16 protein-coding genes are annotated in these 18,669 nt (G+C 51.2%); 7 read left to right on the plus strand and 9 right to left on the minus strand.

Annotated elements, in window-relative coordinates; all coding sequences use genetic code 11:
* Positions 1-211: 211 nt before the first annotated feature.
* On the plus strand, positions 212-1,162 hold the full coding sequence (locus OK412_RS23230) for an Rpn family recombination-promoting nuclease/putative transposase (protein ID WP_010671988.1): 951 nt from the start codon (positions 212-214) through the stop codon (positions 1,160-1,162).
* 114 nt (positions 1,163-1,276) lie between these two features.
* Here the strand turns inward: OK412_RS23230 and OK412_RS23235 are convergent, their stop codons facing one another.
* The 4 genes from OK412_RS23235 to OK412_RS23250 all read right to left on the minus strand — a co-directional run bounded on the left by OK412_RS23235 (position 1,277) and on the right by OK412_RS23250 (position 6,635).
* Entirely contained in the window at positions 1,277-2,155 is an 879-nt protein-coding gene (locus tag OK412_RS23235; RefSeq protein WP_010256830.1) for an ROK family protein, read from the minus strand.
* A gap of 241 nt (positions 2,156-2,396) precedes the next feature.
* Positions 2,397-3,680: a beta-ketoacyl-ACP synthase II gene (fabF, locus tag OK412_RS23240; RefSeq protein ID WP_264353647.1), complete on the minus strand. Its 1,284-nt coding sequence runs from the start codon at positions 3,678-3,680 to the stop codon at positions 2,397-2,399.
* Positions 3,681-3,917: 237 nt separating this feature from the next.
* Positions 3,918-4,532 (minus strand): TetR/AcrR family transcriptional regulator, encoded by a 615-nt coding sequence (locus tag OK412_RS23245; protein WP_010671991.1) that lies wholly within the window; start codon positions 4,530-4,532, stop codon positions 3,918-3,920.
* Between the two features lie 144 nt (positions 4,533-4,676).
* Positions 4,677-6,635, minus strand: coding sequence for a sigma-54-dependent Fis family transcriptional regulator (locus tag OK412_RS23250; protein ID WP_033786420.1), 1,959 nt, complete (start codon positions 6,633-6,635; stop codon positions 4,677-4,679).
* Between the two features lie 189 nt (positions 6,636-6,824).
* Here OK412_RS23250 and OK412_RS23255 point away from each other — a divergent pair, with 189 nt between their 5' ends.
* From OK412_RS23255 to OK412_RS23280, 6 genes are all read left to right on the plus strand, one after another.
* The gene (locus OK412_RS23255; RefSeq protein ID WP_187500832.1) at positions 6,825-8,288 is read left to right on the plus strand and encodes a sugar porter family MFS transporter; all 1,464 of its coding nucleotides are present in this window, start codon (positions 6,825-6,827) and stop codon (positions 8,286-8,288) included.
* Positions 8,285-9,298, plus strand: a complete 1,014-nt coding sequence (locus tag OK412_RS23260; protein WP_264353648.1) for a Gfo/Idh/MocA family oxidoreductase — start codon at positions 8,285-8,287, stop codon at positions 9,296-9,298. The genes OK412_RS23255 and OK412_RS23260 overlap by 4 nt, the downstream gene beginning before the upstream one ends.
* Positions 9,298-10,077, plus strand: coding sequence for a TIM barrel protein (locus tag OK412_RS23265; protein ID WP_010256807.1), 780 nt, complete (start codon positions 9,298-9,300; stop codon positions 10,075-10,077). Before OK412_RS23260 ends, OK412_RS23265 begins: the two co-directional genes overlap by 1 nt.
* A gap of 68 nt (positions 10,078-10,145) precedes the next feature.
* Positions 10,146-11,066, plus strand: coding sequence for a substrate-binding domain-containing protein (locus OK412_RS23270; protein WP_010256805.1), 921 nt, complete (start codon positions 10,146-10,148; stop codon positions 11,064-11,066).
* Positions 11,067-11,266: 200 nt separating this feature from the next.
* Positions 11,267-12,100: a winged helix-turn-helix domain-containing protein gene (locus OK412_RS23275; RefSeq protein WP_264353649.1), complete on the plus strand. Its 834-nt coding sequence runs from the start codon at positions 11,267-11,269 to the stop codon at positions 12,098-12,100.
* A complete protein-coding gene (locus OK412_RS23280; protein ID WP_089415074.1) occupies positions 12,097-12,594 on the plus strand; it encodes a FidL-like protein in 498 nt (165 codons plus the stop codon). The genes OK412_RS23275 and OK412_RS23280 overlap by 4 nt, the downstream gene beginning before the upstream one ends.
* Positions 12,595-12,706: 112 nt before the next feature.
* Here the strand turns inward: OK412_RS23280 and OK412_RS23285 are convergent, their stop codons facing one another.
* From OK412_RS23285 to OK412_RS23305, 5 genes are read right to left on the minus strand one after another with little or no spacing between them, the layout of a single operon-like run.
* The gene (locus OK412_RS23285) at positions 12,707-13,141 is read right to left on the minus strand and encodes a DcrB-related protein (protein WP_010256796.1); all 435 of its coding nucleotides are present in this window, start codon (positions 13,139-13,141) and stop codon (positions 12,707-12,709) included.
* Positions 13,134-15,317: a peptidase domain-containing ABC transporter gene (locus OK412_RS23290; RefSeq protein WP_264353650.1), complete on the minus strand. Its 2,184-nt coding sequence runs from the start codon at positions 15,315-15,317 to the stop codon at positions 13,134-13,136. Before OK412_RS23290 ends, OK412_RS23285 begins: the two co-directional genes overlap by 8 nt.
* A gap of 16 nt (positions 15,318-15,333) precedes the next feature.
* Complete coding sequence (locus OK412_RS23295) at positions 15,334-16,593, minus strand: HlyD family secretion protein (protein ID WP_022624194.1); 1,260 nt, start codon at positions 16,591-16,593, stop codon at positions 15,334-15,336.
* Positions 16,594-16,618: 25 nt separating this feature from the next.
* Positions 16,619-17,941 (minus strand): TolC family outer membrane protein, encoded by a 1,323-nt coding sequence (locus OK412_RS23300; RefSeq protein WP_010256785.1) that lies wholly within the window; start codon positions 17,939-17,941, stop codon positions 16,619-16,621.
* Between the two features lie 34 nt (positions 17,942-17,975).
* Entirely contained in the window at positions 17,976-18,638 is a 663-nt protein-coding gene (locus OK412_RS23305; RefSeq protein WP_264353651.1) for a response regulator transcription factor, read from the minus strand.
* Positions 18,639-18,669: the final 31 nt, after the last annotated feature.

The raw sequence follows: 18,669 nt of genomic DNA on the forward strand, positions 1-18,669 counted from the left end.
GGATGTTTTAATTATCGCTATATAAATTGATTAAGGTGGTTAATTTAGATTGCGTCATAATGCATCTTGCTAATAAATTTTTTAAAAGACTATGGGTGTAGTTAATCTATATAGACTGGGCAAGGTTTAAATATTATAAATTAAAATCTGATCCATTAAGATAGCCTCTTCGCTGTGGTAGCAGCGCATGGAATTTACAGGGGCTGAACTGATGAAAAATAAAAAAAGTGCTACACCTCATGATGCTACTTTTCGACAGTTTCTTACGCATCCGGATGTTGCCAGAGATTTTATGCAGATCCACCTTCCGGAGAAATTGCTTAAAATCTGCGATCTCACCACACTGAAGCTTGAGTCCGGATCATTTGTTGAAGACGATTTGCGTCAATACTTCAGTGACGTTTTGTATAGTCTCAGAACCTCAACCGGTGACGGATATATTCATGTTCTGATTGAACACCAATCCACCCCTGACAGGCATATGGCATTCCGCCTGATACGTTATGCGGTAGCCGCTATGCAGCGCCACCTTGAAGCTGGCCATAAAAAACTGCCTTTAGTCATACCTGTACTGTTCTATACCGGTAAGCGCACTCCCTATCCGTGGTCGACCCGCTGGTTCGACGAATTTGATGATCCGGTAGTGGCTGAAAGCCTTTATAGAGGCGCCTTCCCGCTGGTGGACATTACGGTCATCCCGGATGATGAGATCATGACTCATCGCAGTATGGCCGCCCTGACGCTTTTGCAGAAACATATTCATCAACGCGACATTGCAAGCCTGACTGACCATCTGGTCACGCTACTCATGGCCGATTATCTTTCTTCACCCCAGGTGATGACGCTGATACACTATTTACTGCAGGCTGGTGAGTCAGCTGACTACGAAGCTTTCGTTCGCGAACTGGCACAGCGGGTGCCACAACACGGAGACGCACTGATGACCATCGCACAGCAGCTTGAACAAAAAGGGATCGAAAAAGGTCGCGCAGAAGGTATCGAGCTTGGTGAACGGCGTGGTATTGAGAAAGGTCGTACTGAAGGACAGCGTGAAGCTACCCTGAAAATTGCGCGCACTATGCTACAAAACGGCCTTGATCGTAAAACTGTCATAGAAATGACTGGCCTGACGTCAGACGATCTGGCGCAAATACGACACTAATATAAACAAGAGTAAACCCGGTCATGACCGGGTTATCGTTTTGAATACCGCACCAGATAAATCATCATAATTATCAGAAAGGTGTAACCTGCATACGTCCTGAACTACAAGCCATTATTTGTCTGGCTGACGCTGCAGGAAATTCCAGGTTGCGCCCAACATGCCGGAGTCGTTGCCGTAGGTCGCGGTATCAATGCGGATATCAAGATCATATTTTGCCAGTTGCTCTGCCAGTTCCTCGAGGAACGGTTCCCGCTCGGTAATTCCACCACCGATAAATATCATCTGCGGATCGAACACGCTGAAGAGGTTATATAAGCAGGCTGCAAGATCCTGGTAGAATTTATTCACCACCTGCTGCGCGGCTTCTTCTTTGCGATCGTATGCGTCAAAGACATCTTTACCCGTGACGTCGTCGGAAGATTTTTCGATGAGCTGGCTGTAATTCTCCCGAAGCGCCGTCATGGTACAACTCTGGCTCATGGTATGGCGTTCAATATTGCTGCTGGTGGGGCGCGAAGTCAGCAGACAGCCAAACTCGCCCGCGCGGTTACGACCGCCCCGGATCAGCGCGCCGTTGCAGAAGGCCGCTCCGCCTAATCCTGTGCCGATAGTTAACATCAGAAAATCACTGAGTTTTTTTGCTTTGCCCAGCCACTGTTCAGCCAGTAAGGCGCAGTGGGCGTCATTTTCGACCGTGGCAGGCAGTGAGGTTTTTTCCGTCAGCCACTGGCTCAGATGAAACTGGTCGAAGTCCCGAATGGTGCCGCCCATGGCGATATATCCGGCTTCTGCATCAATATAACCGGGCGTGCTGACGGCGATGCCAGCACAGCCGGGATTTTTCTCCAGCCAGGCCAGGATCTCATCAAGTATTTTGTCGCGTGAATTATGGGAAATATCAGCACTCTCACTGGTCAGAATATTTCCCTGCTCATCAATCACGCCCATTTTTAAAGAGGTACCACCAATATCGAAAGCTGCAATCTTCATTAACGTTCTCTGAGGTTGTTTTCATCCGATTAATTGTAGTTCTGAAAGAAAAAGGGCAGGAGGTCTGGCGGAGGCAATTTTGTCAGGAAAGGTACAGATTTATAAAGCGAGTGTTGTACAGAGGGTGTTTTGATAAACCCCGGCACACAGGGAACAGCTGTGCATGATTTTTAAGGACGTCCGATGTATTACCCGCGCTGAGAGGGTGTCTGGCAGCGCGGGCTTAATCGTCACTCTGAAGTCATTGCCACTTACGCAACAGGAGACTGGCGTTGACGCCGCCAAAACCAAAACCGTTCGACATGGCATAAGTCAGCGCCTTGGGACGTGCATTGAGCGCCACCAGGTCAAGATTGCCTGCGGCTTCATCGGGATGATGGAGGTTCAGCGTCGGCGGAATAAGCTGCTGCCGCAGCGCCATCAGGGTGAATATCGCCTCAACGCCGCCTGCCGCACCCAGCAGATGGCCGGTGGCGGATTTCGTTGAGGCGATCGCGACCTGCGAATCATCGCCAAACACTGCACGAATAGCCGCCAGCTCACCGTGATCGCCAACCTGAGTTGAGGTTGCGTGTGCGTTGATATGCTGGACGTCTTCCGGGCTGATGCCCGCCTGACGCAGGGCGGTTCTCATCGCCCGCGCAGCTCCGCTGCCATCCTCCGGACCCGCGGTTAAGTGGTATGCATCGGCGCTGGTGCCATAGCCGACAATCTCCGCCAGCGGTGTCGCGTCGCGTGCTTCGGCATGGGCCAGCGACTCAATCACCAGCAGGCCTGCACCTTCGGCCATCACAAAGCCGTTTCTGTCACGATCAAACGGACGTGAGGCATGGTGCGGCTGATCTTCATAGCCCACACATAGCGCACGTGCAGCCGCGAAACAGCCCAGCGTGACGCGATCAAGCGCCGCTTCTGTGCCGCCACAAATAGCAATGTCCGCTTCACCGCTTCTGATCAACCTGGCTGCATCACCAATTGCCTGAACTCCCGCCGCACAGGCGGTAACGGGCGCACCCAGCGGGCCGGTGAAGCCGTGTTTGATCGAGACATGACCCGCGGCCATGTTGGCCAGAAACGAAGGTGCTGTAAAGGGTGAGAGCCTGCGCGGGCCGCGTGCATCGGTGGTGCGCACCGCGTCGGCAATGGCACCAAAGCCGCCGACGCCTGAAGCAATAATCGTCGCGGTACGTTCACGCGCTGCCTCATTCTCAGGATGCCAGGCCGCCTGATTCAGCGCTTCTTCTGCTGCCAGTAGCGCGAATTCTATAAAGCGCGACATCTTTTTACGCTCTTTCGGCGCAATGAACGCTTCGGGGTCGTAACCTGCCAGCGGATCTTCATCGATGCCCGGCACGCTGCCACCTACTGAAATACCGGTGCCAGCAGTAAGCGTATCGGGAAGGGTACGTATACCTGATTCTCCAGCCGTTAATCGCCGCCAGACGGTTTCAACGCCACAACCCAGTGGCGAAACGATGCCCGCGCCGGTAATGACAATGCGTTGTGATGAGGCTAAGTGACTCATTGGATTACTCCCGTAGAGAGTCCGGACAGTAATTGAAATGCTGCCGCAGACAATGGATACACGCCTTGAGCGCGGAAGGTGAGACCCTGCGTAGAATGGTGCGATGGACGAACGCAGGGATGGAATAGAGCAGAGAGAGATAAGCTTAGCAGCATCAGAATCCTGAGCGATAACCAGACAGAGTGCTATCGTTGCTCTTGTGACTAAATAAGTCAATAGTCACATCATGCGCATTGTTCAGGGCGCAAGGCTACGTAACACCAGCGCTGCCAGTTGTGCAGAGGCTTCTTCAGCGTCATCAAGGCTGTACTGCAGCAGTACCGGACTGGCGTAGGGTTTGATCACCCGATAGATTGCCTCCGCCGCTTCGTCAGCCGGGGTTTTACGCTCAAACTCACCTGCTTCACGCCCCCGGCGCAGGATCTGCTGAATCAGGCTGAGCAGTCGTTCTTCATGCGCCATCGCCGACGGCCAGCGGTCACGCGACGCGACGGCAGCAATATCATAGAGTTTACGTTCGTGAAAAAAGAGTTCAGTGCCGGTGACGGAAAGCGTGCGGAACAGTCGCCGCAGTTGTTCCGATGCTCCAGGCGCATCGGCGATAGCGACTTCGACGTGCTGCATAATCATCGCAAGCCGGGTGGAGCAAATCACTTCGCCAATCGCCTGTTTTGATTCAAAAAATTTGTAGATATACGCTTTGGAAAAGCCGATAGCACGGGCGAGATCGGAGACGGTGGTTTTTTCGTAACCATAATGCGCGAAGTGCTGCATGGCAGCATCGACAATCTGGTCACGCACATTGTGCCCGGCCGGGCCGCGTGTGCCATTTTCCGTTACGGATTGAGTCATTGTCAGAACCTGGCAGATCAAAGGTGGGTGAAAAAATTCAGTGACCACTGTTAAGGGTGGTCACATTTTAGGCCCTGTTGCGATCAAAAGCCATATTTTGAACGGGCTGAATGTATGCTGGTGTTGCTGAGTGCCACCAGCCGGTTATTGGCGCAGCGTATCTATAGAGATATTCCAGTGATTGAGCTTGTTATAGAGCGCCGTGCGAGAAATGCCCAGCAGCTTAGCGGACTGCCGCAGATTACCCCCCTGCGCGCGAAGGGTCTGCAGGATGCAGGCTCGTTCATTATCCTGCAACAGGCTGCTGGCCGCTGGTCTGTTTTCGGCTGCGCGCGTCACCATCGCTGGCGGCAAATCGGCAAGGTCGATGATGCTGCTCTGGCAAAGATTAACGATCCGCTCGACCAGATTTTCCAGCTCGCGCACGTTGCCGGGCCAGTGCCATGCCTGCAGGGCGTTCATTGCTTCAATGCTCACCTGCGGAGGCGTTTTATTCAGCCGCTGACACAGGGCGTGAATGAAGGTATTCACCAGATCAGGAATGTCGCTCTGGCGTTCACGCAGGGCAGGGATGGTCAGGGAGATAACATTGAGGCGATAGAACAGGTCACGGCGGAAAGCACCCTGTTCCACTGCACTGAGCAGATCGCAATGGGTTGCCGCCACGATGCGGACATCCACTTTCAGCGGATGCGCCGCTCCGATGCGCAGCACCTCACTCTCCTGCAGCACGCGCAGCAGGCTGGTCTGTGCCTCCAGTGGCATCTCGCCAATCTCATCCAGAAACAGCGTGCCACCGTCGGCCAGCTCAAATTTACCTGCCGAACCGCCGCGCCGTGAGCCGGTGAACGCGCCATCGACGTAGCCGAATAGCTCACTCTGCACCAGGTCACGCGGCAGTGCGCCGCAGTTAACCGCGACAAAGGACTCATGCGCCCGGCTGCTGGCATTGTGGATCGCCTGAGCAAACAGCTCTTTACCGGTTCCGCTTTCACCGGTCAGCAGAACGGTACTGTCACTGCGACTGCTGGCGCGGGCATCCTGAAGAGCCTTCTGCAGCGTGGGTGCCTGACCACGAATCATCTCAAAGGTATAGCTGGCGCTGACGCCGAGCACACGACGGGTAATGGCACGGATGCGCTGATTTTCCCGCAGCGACAGGATGCGACCGCCGTCCGGTGCCGGCATCAGCGAGACCAGGCATGAAACACTGGGTCTGCCATCGGGGCGGAACACCATCTCGCGGTCATTACAGCAGGGCAGTGTGAGCAATGAACCGGACTGGGGCTGCAGCACCTGATCGATCAGGGCGTTGTCGGTATCAATACCGGCAAAGATCTGACGAGCGTAGCGGTTCAGGGTTTTGATGCGCCCGTCGCGGTCGCAGACCACAACGCCCTCATTCAGGGTCTCCAGTATCGACTGCTGCTCGGCCAGCAGACGGCGTAAGGTGAGTTGCTGGCCAATTGCCTCTGCGGCAGCCTGCACGGTGCCCAGCGTATGGGCACTGAAATTGTCAGGCGTGGCGGTCAGCGTCAGTACGCCGGTCATACGACCGCTGGCATCACGGATAGGAGCTGCGGCGCACTGCCGGTTACGTTCACGCAGCGCGATTTTCCAGTTTTCTCCGCTGAGTACATAGACCAGCCGCTGCTCGCGCAGGCAGCGCGCGGTGCAGTTGGTGCCGAGCACCTCCTCACGCAGGATGCTGCCGACCGGAGTCAGGTCGCTGCCGCAAAAACTCAGTACGATGCCTTGCGCATCTGTAAGATTGATATGACCGTCGGGATTGTAAGCCAGCAGGTTCTCCATCACGCTATGCGCCACAGTAATCAGCTCACTGTTATGACGCAGAACGGCGGCCAGCTCCGTTGGATCGGAGGCACTGTACTCAAAAGATACCGGATCGATGCCATGTTCGTGCGAGCGGTTCCATGACTGCAAAATACTGCGGCGGATCCAGCGCGGCTGTTCACCCTGGCTAAATGCCTGCCAGCCCCGGGCAAACCGAGCTTCCCACTGTGCCGCATCACCGCCTTCCGGCAGGCTGAATATGGCATCGCTCTCTTCTTTATTAGGCAGCAAATCATGCAAAGATTGCATTTCACTCTCTCGTGGTCGATGGAATGTCCATTTTAATGACATGTTAAGTTGACATGTAAATTTTATTTTCAATTCTGATGTGCCATCTGCGAGCGCGTTCACATAAAAGCCCGCTTTAAAACTGGCATCCACTTTGCAACGCTGACACTAACTCTCACCTGTCAAAAACAATGGGAAAGTTAAGGTGTTATGCGTAAACATAATCTGAAGTTGTTGCTGTTCATCTGTTCCATCGCCTCATTGAGCGGGGTGATCCTCGGTTATGACGCCTCAGTGATTTCCGGCGTTATTGAGCCATTGACGGAACACCTTGCACTAACGCCGTGGCAAAGTGGATGGGCTGTTTCAAATGTCATCCTCGGCTGTATCGTCGGCGCTGGCTGTGTCGGCGCGATCTCAGATCGGATCGGGCGTAAACCTACACTGGTGATCACCGCGCTGTTGTTTGCCGTGTCTGCGGTGGGTTCTGCGCTGGCAGATTCCCTAACCGGGTTTGTGATTTACCGGCTGGTGGGTGGCCTGGCGGTCGGGATGGCGTCGGCAATTACGCCGCTCTATATCGCAGAGGTCTCACCTAAGGACTGGCGAGGGCGCATGCTTGGGCTGCAGCAGATGCTGATGGTTGGCGGTCAGGTCACGGTCTATGTGGTGAATTACCTGATTGCACGCGGTATGCCCCATGCCTGGATAGTCAGTGAAGGCTGGCGCTGGATGCTGGCGTCGGGTGTGGTGCCTTGCCTGCTGTTTCTGGCACTGGTGCCCTTTATGCCGGAATCACCACGCTGGCTGGCGTTAAACGGCAAGCGTGAACGCGCGCTGGCAGTGCTGACCCGGCTTTCGACGCCTGAACATGCGCGGCGTCTGCTGGCAGAAATCAGTGCGCCGGACGCGGATTCTGTTACCCGTCAGCAGGGAACCCGTCTGCTCCGCGACGCCAGAATGCGTTACATCCTGCTGATCGGCTGCGCGATTGCGATTCTGCAGCAGGTTTCGGGCATCAACATCCTGCTGTATTACGCACCGTCGCTGCTGCAGAACATCTCACCGGATACACAGACCTCCCTCTATCACAGCATTTTCCTCGGACTGGCGCTGCTGGTCGGAGTAGCGTTTTGTCTGAACGCAGTGGATCGCTGGGGACGGACGCGTCTGCTGCGCTGGGGAGCGCTGGGTTGCGCTGTCAGCCTGGTGATTACGGCCTGGGCCTTTATAGCGCAGATCGGTGGCCTGCTGCCGGTCGTGGGCCTGGTGGCGTTCGTACTGATTTTTGGTATGTCATGGAGTCTGGGTGCCTGGCTACTGATCTCTGAAATATTTCCCAACCGGATTCGTGCCGTCGCGATGGGCTACGCCTTTTCTTCAATGTATCTCGCCAATTTCCTCGTTACTCAGACTTTCCCGATGATGAACCGTAGCCGTTTGCTGATGGATCACTTCCATGGTGCTTTTCCACTGATGCTCTGCGCCGCTGGCTGCCTGGTGGCCTTCTGGTTTGTAAAACGTTTTCTGCCTGAAACCCGAGGCATCTCACTGGAGCACATCGAGCCGCTGATGCTTTCAAAATCCCGTCGTTTTGCCGCCAAAGCGCAGGCGACATCCGGACACCCTATTCAGCCTGACTGGGCTGACAACAAAAAACAGGAGCAGTTATGAACCTTAATACAGTACGAGTGGGATTGATCGGTGCTGGCCGCATGGGCAGTTTTCATGCAGAGAATCTGGCGCTGCGGGTGCCTGGGGCACGGCTGACAGCGGTCGCCGACCTGCAACCCGGCGCAGCGCAGAAACTGGCAGAACGGCTGGGGGTGGAGAAAGCCTATACCGATATCCAGGCGTTACTCAATGATAGCGAAATCGATGCCGTTGCTATTGCTACGCCGGCTCGCACTCACGCCGAACTGGTGATCGCTGCAGCCCGGGCTGGCAAGCACGTGTTTTGCGAAAAACCGATGGCGGTAACGCTGGATGAGGCAGATCGGGCGATCGCGGCCGCACAGGATGCGGGCGTTGTGTTGCAGGTCGGCTTCAATCGTCGATTCAGTGCAGGCTTCGCCGCAGCTATTGAAGCTGTCAGAGCAGGCACCAATGGCACCACCCAGCTAAGCCGTTCGGTGACACGCGACCCTGGCCTGCGCGATCCGGCCCCAATCCCGCAGTGGACCATCTTCCTTGAAACCTTAATCCATGACTTCGACACCCTGCTGCACTTCAATCCGGGTTCCCGGCCGGTTGAGGTCTATGCGCTGGCTGATGCGCTGGTGCGTCCCGATTTTAAAGATAAGGGATTACTTGATACCGCGGTGGTGACCATCCGCTTTGATAACGGTGCCATTGCCACTGCGGAAGCCAACTTCCAGGCAGTTTACGGTTATGACGTTCGCGGTGAGGTGTTTGGCAGTAAAGGTATGCTGCAGGCGGGCAACATCAATCAGGACAACTGTGTGCGCTATCACGCCGAGGGTATTGCCATCGCAACGTCTCGAATGGATACCGATCTGCTGCGTGAGGCCTATGTTGCTGAAATGGCAGAATTCGCCCGCGCGATTCTGCACGGTGACACGCCGCGCGCTACTGGCACTGATGCGCGTAACGCGCTGGAAATTGCGCTGGCCTGTATTGAATCGGTGCAGCAACGCAAACCCATTCTGTTGGGAGAACGCTAATGGCCGGTTATCAGCTTTCAGTCTGTGCGGAGATGGTGTTTCTCGAACTGCCTTTTATCGCGCGTGTTGAGCGGATTCATGCGCTGGGATTTGGCGTGGAGATCTGGAACTGGGCCAACAAAGATATCGACGCGTTGGTGGCGACAGGTGCGCGTTTTACCTCCATGACCGGCTACCTCAACGGTAACCTGACTGATGATGATGAGATTGCAGAGTTGCTGCATAGCGCAGAAACCTCACTGGCGATTGCAGATCGTCTGAACTGCCCGAGCCTGAATCTGCATGGCACCGGGCTGGATGCTCACGGCCAGGCGGTTCGTCCGGTTGAGGTGGTTACCGGTGAGATGTGGCTTAAAGCGGCCGACACCCTGCGGCGTGTCGCTGCGCTCGGCGAGCAGGCCGGGCGGGTATTTACTCTCGAAAACCTGAATCTGGCAGTTGATCATCCGGGTACGCCGTTCGCACGGGCTGCCGATACGCTGGCGCTGGTCGAAGCGGTCAACAGCCCGGCACTGAAGATGAATCTGGACCTCTATCACGCCCAGATTGGAGAGGGCAACCTGATAGAGCTGATACGACGCTGCGGCCCCGCTATCGGTGAAATCCAGGTGGCTGATGTGCCGGGGCGCATGCAGCCTGGCACCGGGGAAATTAACTATCGCGCCATTGCCCGTGCGCTGGAGCAGGTCGGCTATTGCGGCGTCGTTGCGCTGGAGGGCTGGGCCGAAGGCGACAGCGAAACAGCCCTGGCACAGTTCCGCGATCACTTTACGTTGTGAGCTCTGCCGCCGGGTATTTGCCTGTTGCCCGGCGGTTCTATCAATAATAAACCCTACAGGATTACGCGATGAAAACCAAAATGTTAGCACTGCTGCTCAGCCTGATGATCAGCGTTACCGCCTGGGCTAAAACACCTAAAATCGGTGTCGCACTGGCTAATTTCGATCTTAACTTCGTATCGATTCTGCGGACGCAGATGGTGGATGAGATAAAAGCGCTGAAAATGGATGGGCAGTTCGTCGATGCCAAAGGGGATGTAGCTCTTCAGGTACAGCAGGTTGAAGACTTTATCAATCAGGGCGTGGATGCCATTATTCTCAACCCGGTCGATACACAGGGCGTACTGCCGATGGTGAAAGCGGCAGAAGCGGCGGGCATTCCGCTGGTGTTTGTTAACCGTAAACCGGAAGTGAAATTACCGTCCAGTATGGCCTATGTCGGTTCTGACTCTGCCCTGGGGGGTGAGATGCAGATGGAAGCGCTGGCAAAACAGATGAACTATCGGGGCAATGTCGCCATTTTAATGGGCGCATTATCAAATGAAGAAGCGCGGGAACGGACGCGTGCCGTTGAAGCGGTGATCGCTAAATATAAGCAGATGGCGGTAATCGAAAAACAGACTGCACGCTGGCAGCGTAATGAAGCGGTAGACGTAGTTTCGGGCTGGCTGCTTAATCAGCGACCGATCGATGCAATCGCCGCCAATAATGATGAAATGGCTATCGGGGCTATTATGGCGCTGAATCAGGCGAAAAACAGCCACATTCTGGTTGCCGGGATCGATGGCACGCCTGATGGTCAGCAGTTCGTCAAAAATGGAAAGATGACGCTGACTATTTTCCAGGATGCGAAAGGGCAGGCGACAGGCGCTGTGAAAGTCGTGAAAGCGTTACTGGATAAACAGAAAGTCGAATCACTGAACTGGATCCCCTATAAAACCATTACTCAAAGTAATTATGCGGAGTTTGCTGCCGCTAATCAGCCATAAAAATCGCCGCTAACCTTATGATTCTTTGACGTTTCTTAAATTATTAACCAGCTGCCGGGCAGGGACGCACTCTGCCCGGCCCGTTCTGCTGGCTAATCTGTAAAAATTTCCTTAATCGCCTGATTAACGCGTCTGTAGTGCTTCTTCATATAAGCTGAATTATACTGTCGATAAATGAGCGGGAATTCAGTGATTTCTTAATGATTTACATAATCGATGATCAGGTTTCTTACAATTCTGATGACTGCACGCTTAGCCACATTCCTACTCAGGAGTCGCTGAGCCTCAGTATTTCTTCAGGTCGGCTTTTTGAACAGTTACTGAATTCCGGGGGAGAAATACTGGCGCGTGATACGTTGCTGACCGAGGTCTGGGATAAATATGGCCTGCGTGGATCGAATAGTAATCTGAATCAATATCTGAGTATTGTGCGCAGGGCGCTCGCGGCTTATGGTTGTGAAAATCTGATTATCACCATCCCGAAAATTGGTATACGCCTGAATACCGATATTAAAATTGAACGTCAATCAGCCCCGGTCATGGGGGTGACGGAAGTTTTAACTGATGACATATCGGAAGGAAGTATAACTGAAGGGTCTGCTGAAAACGTTGTCCTGCCTGCCACTCCGACCGGTAATCAGCTGCCAGCTACGTCCGTTAACGTCACCCGGCGATACTGGTTTGCTTCTGTTGCTCTGATAGTGCTGGGCATGGTGCTCTGGTATTTCACGGTATCGCGTCCTGACGAGCAAATTATTCCAATGAGTGCCATAAAACTTGAAGGTGGCTGCGAAGCAGTATTATTGCAGGGTCTGGATGAGGTTGAACGACAGGCATTGGGTAAGCAAATAGTGCAAATTCTAAGGGAAAATAATCAAACCTGCGATGCGGGTCACCGGATTATTTTTGATAAAAACACCTCTTTTACTACTAAGAATTTCGGAAGAACAATTCTTTCATCGTGTAAAATTAATAGCGATGGTCATATCATCTCATGCGACAATTTTTATTATCTTGACTGGAGAATGGGATGAAGCGGAGCATTGGTATTAATATTATCTTCATGCTGGCTGCGCTATTAATGGTGACTTTTGCAGGGGTTTATTACTTAACACATCAGGCCAAAGATTTTCCTTTTCGCTGCTCAGCATTTAGCCGTTACGATCTCAGTCGTAATGACGATAAACGAATTGAGTTCGCTGTTGCCCAGGATTTACGTTTTGATCAAAAGGATTCAGGCTATCTGTTGCTGAATGGGCAGGCAACGAGCAATGACGGTGTTACTATTCTTAACAGAAGGGTTGCATTAATCAATGGCGCTAAAATTTCCGATGATACTTACCAGTATCAGATCAGCAAAGTTGTCACTTCGAATACTGATACTACCCCTGATGTCATCTTTAATAAGTTGTTAGCAGAGATCACACTGGATCCAACGCATCTGCAGTTGGATGTCGATAAGATTGATAAAAATACCTATATTATCGGTGGGCCGATCTCCTATCTCTTTACCTGCCAGCGTTACTAAGCTCTGTAAACGGCTAACTTAGCGGTGTTCAGAATGCATGAAACCGGGAAGGATTTATCCTGCCCGGTTTTTCTTTTAACGTTATGTCGTCAGGCTTTGCTGAGGAAAAGCATCAGGGCCAGCTCTGGAAACTCTTCAGGATATTATTAAACAGCTGAATTTCTTCATCGGTCAGGGGGGCAGCCTTTGACAAAGAGAAAATTAATACATCCTCCAGGTTTAAGGTGAAAATCGCCTGTTTTTGATAAAGCCGGATATTATCCGGGCGCAGAAAATCATAAGTAATCATGATGCCTGTGCTCAGATTATCGCCCAACACCACGGGTTGATTTGCTTGCTGTTGCCAGTCTTTCATTTGTCTCTGCAGAATAGCGAGCTGGCTGCTGATATATTCTTCTGGATTGTTGTGATTGGCCAGTTTATCACGAGAAATAGTGACGGGTGGCATCGCTGAACGGGGATCCGCCAGCGTGTTCAGGGTTCGCTCGCAGTAGCCTTCCGGTAAAGTAATCATACCTTCGCTAAACCGGCAAATATTTTTATCCATGTGTAATCTCCATTTCTTTAGTTTTTTCTGTCTGGCCAAATAACTGCTCTGCGGTAACTTCACTGAGCGTACCGTTATTTAACAGGACGATTTTATCTGCACTTCTTATGGTTTCCGGGCGATGTGCAATCATGATTCGGGTAATTTTCATTTGCTTTATTGCATTGTTGATCTGCGCTTCGTTATAGATATCCAGATGACTGGTTGCTTCGTCCAGTACCAGTATTTTTGGTTCGCGGTAGAGGGCGCGAGCTAGCAGAATACGCTGCAGCTGCCCGCCAGAGAGAAACGATCCCATATCACCGACAAGGCTTTGATAGTTCATCGGCATTTTCATGATATCGCCGTGAATTTGCGCCAGGCGTGCTACACGGGTAATTTTTGCGTGGTCAGGATTATTATCAAAGAAGCTAATATTTTCACTGATCGAGCCTGAGAACAGGATGTCATCCTGCATAACACAGCCGATGCGGTTACGATGGTGTTCAAGTCCTGTCTGGGTAATGTCCATTCCGCCCACGGTGATTGTTCCACCTTCCGGGTGCAGCAGACCCAGAATGATTTTGGCCATGGTGGTCTTTCCCTGACCTGAAGGGCCGACAATCGCAACGCTTTCGCCAGCCTTAATTTCCAGACTGGCACCATTTACTACCCAGGGTTCGGTAGGTGCATAGCGGAAGCGGATATCCGTTAGTTTGATATCCTGCGGCGTTTCTGTCTCATCATGCGTATCTTTACTCACCAGTACCGGACTGGCTTCTGAGCTGACTTCAGTTTCTGACAACACGATATCGGCCAGTCGTTCACCATGCATACGCAGCATTCTGAAGTCGATTACGGCGTTGATCAGACCTGCACCGCGGCTCATAAACTGATCGGAGAAGCTAATAAAGGCGGTAAGCATACCTGCAGAGAAGTTGCCATCCAGTACTTGCAGCGCAGCCAGCCAGACCAGTACTACCCTGCCTACAGAAGTGAGCAATCCCTGGGCGGAACCAAACAAAATGTTAAGCTTCTGAATCACAATGCCTTTGTTGGTCGTATCCACCAGGAAATTCATATAGGCGGAGAGACGAGGCACCTGCTTGTTATTGGTTTTTACCGCCTGGATACCGCGAAGCGTTTCCAGTAATGAAGATTGCGTGCGGGCTGAACTGATGATTTGCTCTTCGTTGGCGCGGCGAACAGGATCATAAGCCATGAAGCGTAACAGTGCATAGGCGACAAAAAGGCCAATTACCAGCCAGGCAAGCTTAGCGTTATAGATAAACAGCATCACTACTGTCACGATCGACATTACCCCATCCAGCACAGTACTAATGAAGCGGCTGGTCAGCGTACTTTGGATGGTGTTCAGCGAGCCATAGCGGGACAGAATGTCACCAACGTGACGGGATTCGAACCATTCAAGTGGCAGCTTTAACATATGGTGACAGACATTGACCGTCCACTGCACGCTGAGCTGGCTTGAGAACCAGCTCATCACCCATGAGCGCAGCGCTGTAATCATGGTCTGAAACAACGCAATCATGATAAAGCCGATCCCGAGCAAGGAGAGTAGCGAGTAATCTGCGGAGACCAGCACCATATCCATCACCCACTGCATAAAGAAGGGGGAGAGTACGCCGAAAAGCTCCAGAGCGATGGACAGGATAAGCACCTGGGCAAAGGCAGATTTCACCCCTGTCACACTGCCCACCAGCTTCATCATCGAGATGCTTTCTTTTTCTTTTTTGACCTCAAAAGTGGAGGAGGGAACCAGCTCCAGTGCAACGCCGGTGAACGCCGGTGATGCTTCTTTAAATGTCAGTTCCCGAATGCCGCGTGCAGGATCGTGAAGCGTGATCTTATTGCCACGCACTTTTTTTAGCACAACGAAATGGTTCAATTCCCAGTGCAGAATGCAGGGCATGCGTAATTTAGACAGCTCTTCCATATCAACGCGTAACGCACGGGAACTCATATTGAGTTGTTGTGCCATGGCAATGACATCACTAAGTGTTGCACCCTTAAGCGACGTTGCGAACCTGCGACGCAGGGTGATCATGTCGATTTCATGACCGTGATAATTGGCAATCATCCCCAGACAAGCAAGACCACATTCCGTCGCCTGTGACTGACGAATCATCGGCAGGCGGTTAAACCATTTAAAATTGAGTTTCTCTAATGACAACACAGAACAGACCTTTTAATCAGAGAGAGATTTTGTGTCCAAGCGCAAAAATTGGCTCCAGCACCCATTCATAAAGACGACGTTTGTCGACGATAAAATCGGCATCCAGCGCCATACCCGGCTTGAGTTTTTCATTCTGCGCATAAGCAGTAATTGATTGTTTGTCCAGGGAGACCAGCACGCGGTACTGCTGTTCCTGAATATTATTTTTGCCGGTTAACGTAGTGACTTCCTGAGGAGACAGAGCGGTGCGTGAAACCTCGATAACTTTTCCATACTGTTGACCAAACTTTTGATAAGGAAACGCTTTATAGCGCAGCACCACCCGCTGTCCCGGTTGGATAAAACCAATGGACTGCGTGTTTACCATGATGCGGGCGACCAGTTCAGTATTGCTTGGCAAAACGGCTATGGCTGACTGACCGGCGGTGAGCATCTGTCCATTTTTGACCATAATCATGCCGACATATCCGCTTTTAGGCGCACGTAATTCAAACGAGCGGCGCGCTTCATTTTCAGCCATCGACTGCCGGTTATCAGCCAGTTGGCGCTCGATATCGTTACGCTTTTTCTCGTCATCCAGCGGTTTTTCATGCAGCTGTTGCTCGGTCTGAACAATTTTTTGCGAGATGTCCAACAGCTGACGTTGATATTCCTGGTAGCGCGCCTGGCTATCGAGCAGATTAGACTCCTGCTCTTCCATCTGACGGCTTGAGGCATACCCTTCGTTGTGCATGGCTTCCAGCTTGTCCAACTGCATTTTCGCCAGGGAAACCTGTTTCCGACGGTGTGTCAGTTGCAGCTTCAGCTGCTCCTGTTGCAGTTTCAGGCTGGCAATAGTGTCGGTCAGGCCCTTCATTTCAACCTGATGAAGCTTTTCAAGCGTCACCAGATCCTGCTGAAGCCTTTCACGCTGGCCTTTCAGATTCTCGGCAATAACCTGACGAGTCTGACCTAACTGTGTTGAAACCTCTGATGACAACACCATCAGCACATCGTCTTTTTCTACATGCTGGCCCTCTTTTACCGGAATATCGACCACCGTGGCGCTTACGGGGGGCGGAATGATCAGCATGCCATTTTTAGGCAGAAGTTCTCCGGTAGAGGATTCATATTTTGTATAACTGCCAAATATAAAAAACAGCGCTGTCGCGGCAGTGATCAGCACTACAACGGAAATAACTAACCAGCGATAAGGTGGGCAATAGAGTGCCACAATGCCCAGGTTTCCACGGTTGGCTGCATCAAGTGCCTCCTGACGGAATAGTGACTGTTCCATTTATATAATCATCATGAGTAAGGGATTAACGGCACTGAAAAAAATTCAGCATGTCGATTGATAGTGATCCGGTACTTTGTGCCAGATTAATGAGGGCGTTCAGGTAATTGAAGCGAGCTTCAGCCTGATCTTTAAGTGCGCTAAAATATTTTTGCTGAGCATCAAGCTCATCATTTACCGTACGGAAACCCATTTCCCGGCCATATTGAACAGACACCACTTTTTCGCGTGAAGACTCGACGGCATTTTTCTGCGCGTTGATTAACGCTTTTCCATTCGTAAGACTAAGCCATGCTGAACGTGTATCTGTAGCCGCTTTGCGTTGTGCTTCCATGGTGGAATATTTCGCTGCCTGACGGCGATAGGCAGCTTCATAAGATTGTGAAATCTGGCTGCCACCCGCGAATAATGGAATAGAAACGTTAACGCCATACTGCAGATTATTACTTTTAGAGTTAGTGCCAAAAATAGCATCATAAAGTAAATTATCGTCGTTATCGTTACGGCTCCAGTTTTTGCCATATCTGGCGTAAAGTGACACGACAGGCATATGTGCGCCATCTGCAGCCAATACATCAGCATCGGCCTGATCATTCTGAAACAGGGCAATTTTGATTTCAGTGTTACGTTGCTGGCTGGCATTAATCGCATCAGTTAAAGAAGCGTAGGGCGAAGCGTTAAGGCACTGAAAGTTTACCGGCTCGACAGTGTCCGGGCTGACACCCGATAAGCGACGAAATGCTTCTCCAGCCAGCAATAACTGACTACTCGCCTCTATTTCTTTGGCCTGAGCAAGAGCGTAATTGGCCTTAGCTTCATCCAGCTCTGTACGGGTGTTTTGTCCATTCAGAATACCGGCCTGCAGTTTTTGCTGCTGTTGTTTGAAGTTGTGACTGGCAGCTTTCGCAGCCTGTAAAACTTCCTGCTGATAGAGCACCGAAAAGTAGGCATTACTGATCGCATTTAATAACTTTTCTTCAGCTTTTTTTGACTGGGCTTCAGCGGTATTGGCAATAGCAACGCCTTTACGCCAGCCAGCATATTTACTCATATCAAACAGGGGTTGTCTGACACTGAGATCGTAACTGTGATTTGTTACACCACTTTGATATTTTTTATCCGGCTGTTCCTGACGATCCCAGTTTCCTTCGAGCGTCAATGTGGGCAACATTCCGGCCATACCCTGCCAGTATTTTTGCTGATCGGCTTCACTGGTCATCTGGCTGGATTGCAATGCAGAGTCATAGGTTAATGCGGCTCGGGCAGCCTGCTGTAAGCTGGTCGCATAAGATCCAAATGGCACGCAGGACAGTACAATAAATGCAATTTTAAAATTATAAAATTTCATGATGCTCGCTGTTTCTTAAAAATTAAGCCCGAAATTAAATGAGTTGCTGGGCAAAGACATATTTAATCAAATCAGTATTAGACTGCAGCTGAAGTTTACGCATGGCGTTATATTTCTGCGTTGCAACCGTACTGATACTACGTTTACGTGATTTTGCTATCTCCATTAAACTGTACCCGATAGCAAAAAGCCTGATTACTTCAACTTCTGCGGGTGATAAAAGTGTCTGTGCAGGCTCCTCTGAAGCAGAATGCGCCAGATCTTTCATCTTTTCTGAATAAAATATTTCAGAGTTCGATGAGCAAACCCAGTGCAAAGCTTCTACCAGATCCCGTATATCATCACGTTTGCTCACTATTGCATTTACCGGAATTTGCAATATTCTTTTCAAAATGGCCGGGCTATTCTGTGCCGTAAAGATAATGATTTTAAGGTTAGCATTATGGTTGTAAATTTCTTCTAGTTTTCTAACGCCGTTCAAATCATTACGTTCAAAGTTAAAGCAAAAATCAGTAATTAATATATCAGGAGGATCGCTATTCAGTTTTACAAAAAGGTTTTCTGCTTCTACCGGGTATGCTGCAATGTCCAGGTTGTGAAATCCGGTTGAGAGTATTTTTTGTATTGAATAAAAAATAAAAGGACTCTCATCAGAGACACCAACTTTAAACCTCCTTCCTTTTAATGGCCTATCCACTGATAAAATCCTTTCTCAGTTTATAAAGTCT

The organism is Pantoea sp. JV6 (genome assembly GCF_025910055.1).
Taxonomy (GTDB): domain Bacteria; phylum Pseudomonadota; class Gammaproteobacteria; order Enterobacterales; family Enterobacteriaceae; genus Pantoea; species Pantoea agglomerans.